Source organism: Noviherbaspirillum agri (assembly GCF_054780595.1).
Window position 1 is genome coordinate 84,574 of the sequence record NZ_BAAGWA010000011.1, and the last position, 13,618, is coordinate 98,191.

The 13,618-nt window shown below is 62.8% G+C and carries 11 protein-coding genes; 2 read left to right on the top strand and 9 right to left on the bottom strand.

The features are described from left to right. Nucleotides 1-24: 24 nt before the first annotated feature. Nucleotides 25-921: a SphA family protein gene (locus tag ACYVIA_RS17150; RefSeq protein WP_460842922.1), complete on the top strand. Its 897-nt coding sequence runs from the start codon at nucleotides 25-27 to the stop codon at nucleotides 919-921. 69 nt (nucleotides 922-990) lie between these two features. After that, on the top strand, nucleotides 991-1,602 hold the full coding sequence (locus ACYVIA_RS17155) for a chalcone isomerase family protein (RefSeq protein WP_460842925.1): 612 nt from the start codon (nucleotides 991-993) through the stop codon (nucleotides 1,600-1,602). A gap of 81 nt (nucleotides 1,603-1,683) precedes the next feature. Here ACYVIA_RS17155 and ACYVIA_RS17160 read toward each other — a convergent pair whose 3' ends face one another. The 9 genes from ACYVIA_RS17160 to ACYVIA_RS17200 form a co-directional block, all read right to left on the bottom strand. Continuing rightward, nucleotides 1,684-2,538 (bottom strand): 2OG-Fe(II) oxygenase, encoded by an 855-nt coding sequence (locus ACYVIA_RS17160; protein WP_460842927.1) that lies wholly within the window; start codon nucleotides 2,536-2,538, stop codon nucleotides 1,684-1,686. A gap of 90 nt (nucleotides 2,539-2,628) precedes the next feature. Next, complete coding sequence (locus ACYVIA_RS17165; RefSeq protein ID WP_460842929.1) at nucleotides 2,629-3,348, bottom strand: phosphatase PAP2 family protein; 720 nt, start codon at nucleotides 3,346-3,348, stop codon at nucleotides 2,629-2,631. Next, nucleotides 3,345-5,258: an LTA synthase family protein gene (locus ACYVIA_RS17170; protein ID WP_460842931.1), complete on the bottom strand. Its 1,914-nt coding sequence runs from the start codon at nucleotides 5,256-5,258 to the stop codon at nucleotides 3,345-3,347. Before ACYVIA_RS17170 ends, ACYVIA_RS17165 begins: the two co-directional genes overlap by 4 nt. Nucleotides 5,259-5,431: 173 nt before the next feature. After that, nucleotides 5,432-6,691 carry a sensor histidine kinase gene (locus tag ACYVIA_RS17175; RefSeq protein WP_460842934.1) on the bottom strand — a complete coding sequence of 420 codons (1,260 nt, stop codon included), beginning with the start codon at nucleotides 6,689-6,691 and terminating at the stop codon, nucleotides 5,432-5,434. After that, nucleotides 6,684-7,364, bottom strand: coding sequence for a response regulator transcription factor (locus tag ACYVIA_RS17180; RefSeq protein ID WP_460842936.1), 681 nt, complete (start codon nucleotides 7,362-7,364; stop codon nucleotides 6,684-6,686). Before ACYVIA_RS17180 ends, ACYVIA_RS17175 begins: the two co-directional genes overlap by 8 nt. A 111-nt stretch (nucleotides 7,365-7,475) precedes the next feature. Further along, the gene (locus ACYVIA_RS17185) at nucleotides 7,476-8,462 is read right to left on the bottom strand and encodes an ROK family protein (RefSeq protein WP_460842938.1); all 987 of its coding nucleotides are present in this window, start codon (nucleotides 8,460-8,462) and stop codon (nucleotides 7,476-7,478) included. Between the two features lie 33 nt (nucleotides 8,463-8,495). Further along, the gene (locus ACYVIA_RS17190) at nucleotides 8,496-10,322 is read right to left on the bottom strand and encodes a glycoside hydrolase family 15 protein (RefSeq protein ID WP_460842940.1); all 1,827 of its coding nucleotides are present in this window, start codon (nucleotides 10,320-10,322) and stop codon (nucleotides 8,496-8,498) included. Nucleotides 10,323-10,397: 75 nt separating this feature from the next. Next, complete coding sequence (gene otsB, locus ACYVIA_RS17195; protein ID WP_460842942.1) at nucleotides 10,398-11,204, bottom strand: trehalose-phosphatase; 807 nt, start codon at nucleotides 11,202-11,204, stop codon at nucleotides 10,398-10,400. A gap of 3 nt (nucleotides 11,205-11,207) precedes the next feature. Further along, nucleotides 11,208-13,463 carry an alpha,alpha-trehalose-phosphate synthase (UDP-forming) gene (locus ACYVIA_RS17200; RefSeq protein WP_460842944.1) on the bottom strand — a complete coding sequence of 752 codons (2,256 nt, stop codon included), beginning with the start codon at nucleotides 13,461-13,463 and terminating at the stop codon, nucleotides 11,208-11,210. Between the last annotated feature and the right edge of the window lie 155 nt (nucleotides 13,464-13,618).

Consider the following 13,618-nt stretch of genomic DNA (forward strand, 5'->3'; position numbering starts at 1 on the left):
GAATTCTTAAATAACGAAAGTGAAATGATGCAATTCCATCCAAACGCAAAACGCGCTGCATGCGCCCTTCTCCTTGCACTGGGCAGCCATGCCCATGCGACCGAGACCGCCGGCTCCAGCTTTCTCAACGGCGTCGAACAGTTCACGATGGTTTCCCTGCCGCCGGCAGGCGTGTACTACCTGCTGCAGGCGGTCGAATACGATGCGGACGAACTGCGTAACAACGATGGCCAGCGCGTCAATATGCCGTTCCGCAAGAAGGTCCAGGCGCTCGCGCCGCGCGTGGTCTGGGTCACGAAGCAGAAGGTGCTCGGCGGCCGGCTCCTGTTCCAGGCCGTTGCCCCGCTGCTGCGCGTCGAAGGCGTGCGCGGCGCGCGCGAGCAGACCAAGTCCGGTCTGGGCGACATCAGCATCGGCGGCGCACTTGCCTACACGCCGTCCGACGAGCTGACCTATGCCGCCGGCATGATCGTCACGGCACCGACCGGCGTCTATGACAAGGACGACCTCGCCAACCCGGGACGCAACTACTGGAGCTTGCGCCCGCGCTTCGCCATGAGCTATGCGGATCCGGAAGGCTTCAACGGCGACATCAGCGTCTCGTACAACTTCAACCGTCGCAACAATGACACCGGCTTTCGCTCCGGCCAGGAAATGCATATCGACTATGCGGCAGGCTGGGGATTCGGCCAGGGCTGGGTGGCCGGCGTCAGCGGCTTTGCCTATCAGCAGACCACCGACGACAACCGCAATGGCACGGACATCGACAACACGCGCGGCCGCGCCTTCGGCTTCGGCCCGGCGATCAAGTACGACGATGGCTACGGCTGGATGGTGACGGCGGCCTACCAGAAGGAATTCAAGGTGAAGAACCGACCGTCCGGCGACACCTTCACGTTCCGCGTGGTGCTGCCCTTCTAACCGACTGGCGGGGATGCCGGATCATTCCCGCCTTCCCGGCAAACGATGAACCATTCCAAAGGACTGACAATGAAATCCTGTAGTTTTGCCAGCCGCCTCGCGTGCGTTATGGCCCTGTTCCTGTGTCTTGGCGCCGGCGCGAACGCCGCGCAGCCCGGTGCGGACATGTTCGAAGAAGCCGTTCTGGTCGCGGGCGAGGAAGTCCGCCTGCAAGGCGGTGGGTTGACCGAAGGCGTCGGCATTTACAAACGTTCCCGCCACCGCATCGCGCTCGGCCTGTATCTCGTGCAGCGCAAGAGCACGCCGGCAGAGGTGATCGCTGCGCCCGGCGCCAAGCGTGTCGCGCTCAAGATGCAGCAGGAGGTGGAAAGCGAACAGCTCAGCCGCAGCTTCCTCAACGGCATCCGCAACAACCTCAACCGCACCGAGCGCCTGAAGATTGCGCCGCAGCTGCTGAAATTCGGCGAGCTGTTCGGCGCGATTCCGGAGTTCCGCAAAGGCGATGTCGTCAACGTCGACTGGATCCCGGGATCAGGGCATACAGTGTTGACCCTGAACGGCAAGAAGATAGGCGATTTCCCGGAGCGCGCGTTTTACGACGCTTTCCTCCTCTGCTTCCTCGGCGAGCGGCCGATCGATCAGAAACTGAAGGGGACATTCCTCGGCGAAGGCCGGGAGTGAGTGGTGAGTGCGGCCTGTGCCGGCGACATCAGCCGGCACAGGCCATCCAGCAAACCGTCACGCAAATTGTCACGCAAAACATCACGCATATTCGCGTGCGCGCAGCCACTTGGTGGCGATGTACTTGACACCCTCGATGACCGGCTCGCCTGCATGTAGCGAGTTCTGGTCCGGGACATGATAGGCATCGGTATTCGTAAAGAATACCGCGCAGCCCTTCTTCGGCTGCACCTGCAGGCCGATTTTGGGAAACGAAGTGCCGCCGCCCTGTTCCACATCACTCAGATACATCACGACCGTACCGAGGCGCTGGCCGCCGCGCTCGAGGTGCTTGCGCGGTCCCGGCAGTGAAGGGTCGAACCAGTCGAAGTGCGGCCGGTATTCGTTGCCCGCTTCATAACGCAGCATCTGCAGCCCTTCGCCGTTTTCGACCGGCCATTGCGTGATGGCTGCAAGCCGCGCCTCGATGCGCTGTACCAGTGCCGATTCTCCCCGCTGCAGCATCGCGCCGCGACTGGTGCGATGCGCATGCACCTGGGTCTTGCCATCGGTATCGGACACCACGGGAGAGCGTTGCAGGCGCTGTTCGCCGTACTGGATCAGCTGGTCGCATTCCTCATGGCTCAACACATTGCCAAGCAGGACAATGCGCGGAAATGCCAGTGTCATCAGCACATCGACCACGCGATCGGGCGTGACGACCGCGTTGGCGCTGGTGTCGACCGCCGGCATGGGCTGCGGCTCGGGCGGTGGTGCCAGATGTGCATAGCTGCTGCTGCGGGCTTCTTCGATCGCCGCCCGCGCGAGCGTCGCCTCGAACTTCCCGTCGCGCACCATGATGGTCGCCATCGCGGCGGGCTCGCAGCCGCGCGCGAGATTATCCGTGATCCAGGCTTGCCATTCCTGCGGCAGCGTAGTCATTGCCGATGTGTTCATGTCGTTGCGTGCATTCGTCAAACAGAATGCGGTTCAGACGCATGAAACAGCGAAATGTTCCACGCAGAAAGCATCATGTGCCCGCGATGGTCAATCGGACAATACTCCCCGGTCGCGGGATGGGGCGGGATGGGGTGGAAGGAGGCGGACCAGCACGGCGAGAAAGACCCATTCCATCCAGCCGGACCAGACGACGTGCGACAGAAAGTGGGCGCCGCGCATCATCTGCGTCCAGCCCATCAGGAGGCCGAGGCCAAGTCCGGCGAACAGGGCGGCGCGCGCCACGCGTGGATGCGTCGCGCGAAACGCAAAATAGAAAGAAAAAATGGCAAAGCCGCCGGAGGCATGCCCGCTTGGAAAGCAGCGGCCCGGCGTGATGTCGGCCGGCAGACTGTCGAACAGCCCCAGGTATGGCGCGTAGCCTCCGTACTCGGCCAGATCCCATGGACAGTGCAGCGGGCTCTGGTGCTTGACGATCGATACCAGCATCGTCGCTCCCGCCATGCCGACGAACAGCCACAGCAGTCGTCGGCGCTGGCACGTCCAGTGCGGCACCAGGAAACTCAGCAGGAACGCGCCGAGCACGGCAGTGCCGACAGCGACCACGGCAAATTTCTCTCCGCCATACAGCACAGATTGCGTAAAGCCGTCGTGCTTGAGCGGAAAGCTATGGCGCACAGCGTCGTAATACGGCGCAATCAGCGTGTGGTCGATCGATGTCTGATTGAACAGCCACCAGATGGCAGGCGCCAGCACCAGGGGCAACACCAGCTCCCAGTGAAACCTCTGCCGGCGCCAGTTACGTATCATCGCAAAGCGCGGTACTGGCCGCTCTTGTACAGCTCGGCCGCTCCCTGGTAATACGCAATCGCCTCCTCCGCCAGCTTCGGGTCGACCTCGGTCGGCGTGGCATTGCGATTGGCATCGATACGGAATGCCGCCACCTGCTGCTTGGGACGCAACACCGTCAGGATGCCGCGCTTGAGGTAGCCGAGCGACTGGTAGTTGCTGATGAACGCGCGCTCTTCCTCGCCCTGCGCGTTCAGGATGTCCTGTCCGAAGAAGCGCGATGAATAGCTGAAGTTCAGCATGCCGAGCAAGGTCGGTCCGACGTCGATCTGACTGGCGAGCCGGTCCACATGGCGCGGTTCGAGATGCCCCGGCGCATACACGATCATCGGGATGTGGTAACGCGCCACGGGCAGCTCGGTCTTGCCCGCACTGGATGCGCAATGGTCGGCCACCACGACAAACACGGTATCGCGGAACCACGGCTTTGTACGCGCAATGTCAAAGAAGCGGCCGAGCGCATAGTCGGTGTATTTCACGCCGCCTTCCCTGCCGGTATGCGACGGGATGTCGATACGGCCGTCGGGATAGGTGTAAGGCCGGTGGTTGGAGGTCGTCATCACATGGGTGAACGATGGGCGACCCGCCTTGTGCGACGTGTCGATTTCCTCGATAACTTGGTCGAACAATGCCTCGTCCGCAACGCCCCAGATGTTTTCGAATGGAATGCGCTCGGACGGGATGGCCATCCGGTCGACGATCCGGTAGCCGTTCCCGCCGAAGAAGGCGTTCATGTTGTCGAAGTAGCCGTAACCGCCATACGCATAGCGGACGTCGTAGCCCTTCTGGCGGAAGACGCTGCCGAGCGTGAACATGTCGCCATTGTCCGGGCGCTTGACGATCGACTGGCCCGGTGTCGGCGGAATCGACAGGGTCAGCGCTTCCAGCCCGCGTACGGTGCGGGTGCCGGTGGCATACAGCTGCGTGAACAGGATGCCGTCATTGGCGAGGCGGTCGAGGTTGGGTGTCAAGCCGCGCCGGTTGCCGAAGCTGCCAAGGAAGTCGGCCGACAGGCTCTCCACCGAGATCAGTACGACGTTCAGGCGTTTCTCCGGTCCTTGCGCAGTGATATGCCGTGGCTCCTCGACGTGGTGCGTTGCAGGCACGACCATGCCGCCCAGTGCCTGGCGCACTCCCTTGCTGGGGAGCGTCTTGTAAAACCGTGAATAATCCAGCTCGTTATCGCGGAAGGCGGCAAAAAAACTGTACAAACCATTGTTTGCCAGTTCCGCATTGAACTGGTTCGCGAACATGGCAGTGCTCATCGCACCGGAGCCTACGGCCCCGGTGGCCACCAGCAGCCCCCACGATGCCGTGTGCTTGAGGCGGGATGTGAGCGCCGGCGCGACAGCGAGCGCGGGAGACCACTTCTTGCGACCAAGCCACCAGATCGCGAGCGTCGCCAGCAGCAGCGCGCCAAGGATCGGGCCGACCGGATAGGATTCGCGGATATTGCCGATGACTTCGGTGGTGTACACCAGGTAATCCACGGCGATGAAGTTGTAGCGCACGCCGAACTCCTGCCAGAACAGCAGCTCGGACACCACATTGAACAGCAGCAGATAAATGGTGACCACCAGCAGCGCATTGAACACGAACCTGGCCACCGGCCGGGTACGCTCCCATTGCGGCATCAGGAGGTACACAGCCACGACCAGCAGCATCGTCCATGCGCCGGCGATCATGTCGTAACCCAGCCCTACCAGGAAGCTGCCCGGCACGGCCGCCCAGTCGACGTCGCCAGCTGCCACAAGGAGCAGGACGACGCGCGTGACAAGCGACGCCAACAGAAAAACGCCGAAGAACAGCAAGGGTACGGTACCGAAATACTGGCTGGCGCGCGCGGCAAATCGGGAGAACTGCTTGGGCATGCGTGCTTCCGGAGGAGTTGAAAGCGTGCAGTATAGAAAGCGGTCTGTGACGAATTTCGGATGAAGTTGTGAAGGATTTGTGAATGTGCCGGAGCCGCTTCAGGAGCGGCTCAAGATGGACGGGAAAAACCGCCGAACGCCCCGCAAACGCGACGGCGCACCCGACTACCGGCTTACTGGAATTCAACCCGGAACCGGGTTCCGTGCCGTGGATCGTGCTGGTCCGAAACGCTCTCGACGTCATAGCGCCAGCCATGCGCCTCGCAGACGCGCTTGACGATCGACAGGCCGAGACCGAGCCCGTCGGGCGTATCCGCAGCCCGGTAGTGGCGCTTGAACACATGGTCCAGGTGTTGGGGCGGGATGCCGATGCCGGTATCGGCCACGATCAGCGCATTGTTGCGGAAACTAACCTGCACGCCGCCTTGGGCGGTATACCGCACTGCGTTGCCGATCAGGTTGTCCAGCAGCAGCTGCAACAGCACCGGATCGGCCATCAGCATCACAGCGGGTGCGACATCGGTTTCGAGCGCGAGCCCCTTGCCTTCGCAGATCGGACGAAAGTGCGCGGCGCATGCCTCCACGGCCTGCCGCAGCTCGACCGGCCGCCGTTCGGCAGGCGTCAGCTCGCGCGCCAGGAACAGGAGCCCGCGCAGGCGCGACTCCATGTCGTCCACCGCCTTGATGATGCGTTGCGCACGTTCCCGGCTGCGGCCGGACAGGCCTTCGTCTTCGGAAAACAGCTCGGCGCTTGTTCGGATGCCGGTCAGGGGCGTGCGCAGCTCATGGCTGACATTGGCCGTGAACTCGCGCTCGCGCGCGAGCAGTTCGCGGTTGCGGCGGCGGTAATCATCCAGCGCGCCGGCGAGCAAGGCGACTTCCCTGTCGAAATCGGGCTCGTTCAGGATCCCCGTGTCGTCCTCCTGCAGGCGCCGCGTCATCTTCTCGAACTGGAAAAGCATGCGCCCGGCAAGCCAGTAGCCCAGCCACAACGACAACAGGCTCAATACCACTAGCCCGAGCACCAGGCTCCATTGCAGGTTTTCCAGCCGCTCCTCATGCTCGGTGACGTCGTACAGCAGGATGAAACGTTCGCCATCATGGTCGCGGATGCCGACATGGAACTCCGTGCCGCCCGTGTACCACTCATAATTGCCGGCACCCATTTGCGCGAAATGGGCAGGCACATCCGGCGCCGTCTGGCCAGGCCCGACGCGGTACAGCTTCAGGTTGCGCGACAAGTCGCGCGTCACCGGCATCGACACCGATGCCGGACTCCTGAGCACTTCGTCGAGCGCCGCGTTGACCACTTCGTCGATCAGGTCCTCTTCGCGCTCTTCGGTCGAGACGAACAGCGCGACCGCCTGGATCAGCACGGCAAAGGTGGAGAGCAGCGTAAAGGTCAGCGCCAGGCGCCAGCGCAGGCTACGCATCGTGATTCACCAGCCGGTATCCGCGCCCATGCACGGTTTCGATCATGCTGCGCCCGTCGGGCAGGGCCATCTCGCGCCGCAATTGCGAGAGGTGGCTGCGCAGCGTGTCGCTGTTGGCCTGCACCTCGCCCCACACCGCCTGCTCCAGCTCTTCCCGAGAAAACAGCCGGCCGGGCTGCGACAGCATCGTTACCAGCAGTTTCAGCGATTTCGGCGACAGCCTGAGCGGCTTGTCCTGCCATGTCGCAAGGCCGCTGAACGGGTCATAGGAGAGCGCCCCGAAGCGCAGCGTGCTGTCGACCACCCTGCCCTGCGCCCGCTTGGCCAATGCCTGCAACCGCGCTTCCACTTCCTTCAGTGCGAACGGCTTGACGAGGTAGTCGTCGGCGCCCGCCTCAAATCCGGCCAGCTTGTCGTCCAGCGTATCGCGCGCGGTGAGCATCAGGATCGGCACGTCGGAGCGCACATCGCGCCGGATCCGCTGCGCCACTGCCAGCCCGTCAATTCCCGGCAGGCCGACGTCGACCACGATGGCGTCGAAGCGCTGTGTCGTCGCAAGATGCAATGCCGTGATGCCGTTCGGCGCGGCATCGACCTCATGCCCCTTGCCGGCAAGGTAGTCGTACAGATTGGCGGCGATATCGGCGTCGTCTTCGACGATCAGGATGTGCATCGGTGGGTCCGGTGGAGCTGCCCCGCGCGGGCAGGCGGAAACAAGCCCGTACTATAAACCCGGATGCTGCCGCATGGAAAGGTGCGGCGACATCCCCGGACGGCGGGCGGATCAGGATGCGAGCAGCGCCTGCCACGGCGATGTCTTGCGCCACTCGAAGACCCATTCCGCAGGGATCACGAGGCTGAGCGCGCCGACGTCCGCCACCAGCGTACCGAGCGCCGCAGGCACCACCGTGATGCCTTCCGTAATCGCCGGCAGGCGGTCTTCGATTTCCTGCATGACCGCTGGCCGCAGCCAGGTGCCATGGTGCATCCAGACGCTGCCGCCGATGACGAACATGCGCGTATCGAGCGTCGCGGCGACGTTGTACAGCGCACGCCCGAGCCAGCGTGCCGCTTCCATGACGACGGCGTACGCCTCCGGGTTGCCGTCGTGCGCCGCCTGGAAGAGTTCGGCGGTACGCATCTTGAGCGGGCGGGAAATATTACGGCCGGAGATCATGCTTTCCAGGTCGCCCCGGTTGCCGCAGCCGCACAGCGCGTCCGAGGTATCGCTCATCAGCATGTGCCCGGCATGACCGGCGTTGCCGTGCTTGCCGCGCAGGATATGGCCATCGACGCATAGTCCAAATCCGATGCCCGTACTCCAGGTCACGTACACGCAATCGTGCTCGTCGCGCACCGCGCCAAAGGTGCGTTCGGCCGCCAGCGCAGCGACACAGTCGTTCTCGATCACGACCTTGGTGAACCGCTCGCGCAAAACCTGCTCCAGCGGGATGGCCTTCCAGTCGTTGGGCAGGTCCGAGGACGTCGCCAGTCCGCCGCAGATATTCGGCGTTGCAAGCCCGAGCAAGCCGTCAATGCGCACGAAAGGCCCGGCGGAAGCCACGCCGACTGTCTTTACCGCTCCGGGTGTCACGCCCGCCTGGCGGCAGGCATCGTCCAGCAAGGCCAGTGCCTGCTCGGGGAGCGCACGCTCCGTCCCTGTCTTGACCGTCGGCTGCGTCAGGCGCACCAGCGGTCCGTGAGGCCCGGCCACGACAGCGGCGATCTTGGTGCCGCCGATATCAAGCCCGGCAATGAATTGCGCTTCCATAACGCCTCATCTCCAAAAAGGGTGGCAAGGGCTTCACCCGCCATGCCGCCAATATGCCTTGTCCCATGCAATCGACAACCTCGACGCGCACTGGATCAGCCCCACCATGCTGTAGGTCTGGGGGAAATTTCCCCATAACTCGCCCGTGTCGGTCGCCACGTCCTCGGCCAGCATGCCGAAGTGATTGCACTTGCCGAGAACATTTTCAAACAGCCCGCGTGCACGGTCCGTTTCGCCCATTTTCGCCAACGCAAGAATCCACCACAGCGTGCAAACGAGGAAGGCTGTTTCCGGACGCCCGAAGTCATCCTCCTCATCGTAGCGTAGCAGGAAGTCGCCGCGACGCAGGTGCTTTTCGATGGTGCGCACGGTGGCGACGAAGCGCGGATCATCCGGCTTGAGGAACTGGAACTCGGCCATCAGCAACAGGCTGGCGTCGACCCTTTTGCCGTGGAAAGTGGAGACGAAGCTTTGCAGGTCGTCGTTCCATGCCGCGGCGCAAATTTCGGCATGCATGCGGTCCGCATGGGTCGACCAGAACTCCTCGCGCTCCGGCAGGCGCAGGCGGCGCGCAATGCAGGCCAGCCGCTGGCAGGCCGCCCAGCACATGATGCTGGAGAAGGTATGCACGCGTTGCGTTCCGCGCAGCTCCCAGATACCGGCATCGCGCACGTTGTAGTTGCGCACTGCCTGTTCGCCCAGTCGCTCGAGGTCGCGAAACATGCGGTGCCCTGCGGGGCGCTCCAGCCGCATATCGAAGAAGGCCTGCGTGCTGGCTAGGATCGCTGCGCCGAACACATCGTTCTGTACCTGGTGATATGCGAGGTTGCCGATACGCACCGGCCCCATGCCACGGTACCCTGCCAGCGCCGGCGCCAAGCGCTCTTCCAGCACCGCCTCGCGCCGAATCCCGTAGACCGGCTGCAAAGGCGCATCGCGCGTGTCGGCAATGATATTCAGGATGTAGTCGAGATAGTGTTCCATCGTGCCCGTGGCACCGAGACTGTTGAGCGCATCGACCACGAAGTAGGCATCCCGCAACCAGCAATAGCGATAGTCCCAGTTGCGGCCGCTGTGGGGCGCTTCGGGAATGGAGGTGGTCACGGCGGCGATGATGGCACCGGTATCGTCAAAGGCATTGAGCTTGAGGGTGATGGCGGCCCGGATCACCACTTCTTGCCACTCGTATGGCACAGCAAGGTTGCGCACCCAGCGATGCCAGTAGGCACGCGTCTTTTCGTAGAATTCGCGCCCGACGTCGTGCGGTGCGCCGTCCACCGTCTCGTCCGGCCCCATGAGCAGGGTCACGCTGTCATGCAAAAAGAAAGGCCGCTCGTCCAGGATCGCGGTCACCGACGCATCGGTCGTGACCCGCATCGACTGCGACATGCCGGTGTACGTGATGTGGTGCGCGCCGCAACGCGTGCCAGCACACTCTGCGCCATAGTCGATGGCAGGCCTGACGCAGATCGTGATGCGCGGCCGGCCGCTGATGCGGCGGACAATGCGCACGAGCATCGTCGGCGCGAACATGCGATCGTGCATGTAAAAGCGCGGCGCGAAATCGATGACTTCAACACCATTGCCCGCGGCATCGTGAATGCGGCTGATCAGGATGGCGGAGTTGCGCTCGTACTCCTGCTCGATGCGCGTGGCGCCGTCCAGTTCGACGGCGATCTCCTCGCATACCGCTGCCTGCTTATCTGTCTTCTCGCCTGCCTTCTCATCCGGCTGCAGCAAGGCGCAGCAAATCGGCTCGCTGTCAAAATAGGGATAGCACCACCAGACGATGGCCGCGCGTCTGTCGATCAGTGCACTGGTCCGTGAATTGCCCACCAACGCGAGATCGAGATTTCTCATGCTCGCTCCATTTCATCGGGTATGCGTTGCATGCCGACATGGCTCGTCATTGCCTGCAACTGCCTGTGCGCCGGGTCAGCTGCTGCCGGCCGTCTCCGGCTGTATCCGGTTGCGGGCGCCGGCCGCACGCAGCCGCCCCACCAGCTCGTCCAGCAGCCACAGGATGTCACCCGGCGTGGGAAGGAAATAGTCGGCCGCACTGTCATCGCCGTGCTCGATGCGCACCGAAAGGATATCCGGACGCCGCAAGCGGAAGACATCTTCGTCGGTCACGTCGTCGCCGACGTAGATCGCATGCCGTGCGTCGCAGGTGCGCATCAGATGCTCGAGCGCACTGCCCTTGTTGCAGGCATCCTGCGCCAGCAGGTTGAACACGTACTTGCCGGCGACCACGCGCGGCCGGGGGGACAGTTGCTCGAACAGGGTCCCAAGCCGGGCTGCTGCCTGCTGCGGGTCCCGGGCCTCGCGGTAGTGCACCGACAGTGAATAGCGCTTGTCTTCGAGCAGAATGCCGTGGGCAAGCTCGGGGGACTTCAGCGCCTCGGCCAGCTGCCGGTGCCAGCCTGCGCACAGCGCCTCATGATAAGCGGCCTGCGCATCCCAGCCGGGAACGCCCTCCAGCCCGTGATTGCCGATGATGAAGTCCGGCGCGAATCCGAGCCGTGGCGAGATGTCGGCGACGGACCGACCCGTGATGATGGCAATCGGCGCGAGCTCCGCCAGCGCCACGAGCCGCTGGCGGATGTCGTCGGGCAGCCTGACCTGCTCTGGCCGGGGCTGGATCGGCGCAAGTGTTCCGTCAAAATCAAAGGCGCACAGCAGTCCGCCTGCAACCGATTCATCCAGGCGCGACTTTCCTTCTGCAGAAAATAGCGACTTCATCCTTCAGACCACCCGTCGCAAGGATTTACGGCTATGGGCGTGGATTTTTGTCATGATTTTCTCCCGTTGCCGCAGGCGCGCGGCGTCGAGCAACATGCGCCCGGCCCAGCGGTAGATATTGAAGTCCTTCACCAGCGAACGCATGCTGCGCATGCGCTCCCGCTGTTCGACTTCCGGCATTGTCAGCGCGCGATAAAGTGCATCGGCGCTCTGCTCGATGTGATAAGGATTGACTATCAGTGCCTCATGGAGTTCCCGCGCTGCACCAGTGAACTGGGACAACACCAGAACGCCATGCTCATCGTCCCGCGCGGCGATGAATTCTTTCGACACAAGGTTCATCCCGTCATGCAGGCTCGTCACCATGCACGCTTCGGCGGCACGGTAATAACGATGCACCTGCTCCGCGTTGTGGTGTTCCGCCTTGAGGATGATCGGCTGGTAATTGCTCTTGCCGAAGCGGTTGTTGATGCGCTGGACCAGCATGCGCACCCGCGTCTCGAAATTCTGGTACTCATCCAGCGACGAGCGGGACGGCGCCGCAATCTGGATCAGCGAGAATTTGCCGATCAGGTTGGGATGCGTCTCCAGCATCCGCTCCACGGCCTGGAAGCGCTCGATGATGCCCTTGGTGTAGTCGAGTCGATCCACGCCGACGGCCAGCAGATGGTCCTGCGGCAAGCCGTGCTCTGCCCGGATCGCGCTGCGGCATTCCGCCACCGATTCCTCGTTCGGATTAGGCTCTGGCCAGGCAATGGAAATCGGGTAATGCTCCACCTGCGTCAGCTTGCTGCCATAGGAAATGGTGGAGGATTCGTATTCGATGCGCGCTTCGAGGTAGCGGTCCACGGTTTCGAGGAAGTTCTTGCAGTGGAACTGCGTATGAAAGCCGAGGATCGTGCTGCCGAGCAGGCCTTCGAGGATTTCCTCGCGCCACGGACAGATACCGAAGGACTCCGGATTGGGCCATGGAATGTGCCAGAAAGTGATGATCGTGGCTTTCGGCAGCGCTTCGCGCACCATGCGCGGCAGCAAGGCAAAGTGATAGTCCTGCACGAGCACGACCGGATCATCGGTATGCGCCTCGGCCACGACCGCGTCCGCAAAGCGCTGGTTGACTGCCACGTACTGTTCCCAGTCGGAGGAGCGGAACACCGGCCGCACATGGGCGATATGGCACAGCGGCCACAGGCCCTCGTTGGCGAATCCGTAGTAGTAACCCGCCTCTTCCTCCTTCGTCAGCCAGACACGGCGCAACGTATAGGAAGGATTCGACGGCGGCACGGGCACACGATCATTGCGGTCGACCACGTCCCTGTCGGCACTGCCGCTGCCGTGTGCGATCCAGGTGCCGGAGCAGGCACGCATCACCGGCTCGACCGCCGTGACAAGGCCGCTCGCCGGGCGCTGCACCTCGACGCCCTTCGGTGTATGCACGTGCAGGTAGGGCTCGCGGTTGGAAACCACCAGCACTTCATCGCCGGCCAGTTCTTCATGCAGCAGCACGCGCAATTTTTCCGGCGTCCACAAGTGCGTCACGTCGTCGCGCGTACGCCGTTCGATGTTGATTTCATGCAGTAAGGCCCGCAAGTCGCTTTCCAGCGGGCGCACTTCGGGCGGCGTCGATTGCTGCTGCGGGCGCGGCCCGATCTCTCCGCGCAGGATGCCCTTGACGGAAGAAATCCAGTCCCGCCAGCTGAGATGGGCAACGAAGACCGTGATCAGCGAAATCACGATCGCCATCATCGTAAACAGCAGGATCACGTACTTCTTCGTATCGGCGCTGCGCCGCTCGATGAAGCTCATGTCATGCACGAGGATCAGCTTTCCAAGTTGCTGCGTGTCGCCCTGCACGATGCTCTCGGCCACATGCAGCGGTCCCTGCGGAAAATTTACCAGCGCCGGTCGTTTTTCCTCCTCCAGCAAGCCCATGCGGCACCCCAGGGAATTGGGATAGGTGGAGGTCTTGAACATGATGTTGCCGTTGGGATCGCAAAAGGCGATCGCATACAGACGTTCGTCACGCAGCGCGCGGTCGAACAGCTGGACGATTCTCTTTTCCGCATTCTGCGGAATGTATTCGCGCAAGGGCTCCTCCAGTGCACTGGCGAGCGATTGCGATCGTGCATCGAGGTCGCGCACAAACCATCGGAGCGTCAGGTTATCCACCAGCGGGACGACCGCATAGGCAAAGAGAGCGAGCACCAGTGCCAACGGCAGCACGAAGCGCAGTGAGAGGCGAAAAAGGCGAAATGGCATGATCCGTTCCGTAATTTATTATCAGAAGACGACATGGGCCGGCGCGGGCGGGCCGCGTACAGCTGATGCCGCGGGGTTAACCGCGGCGGTCGTCACCATGAGGTAGTAGTACAGAACACGTAGCCGGATATCCGGCCGGATCTGACGGCGCATTC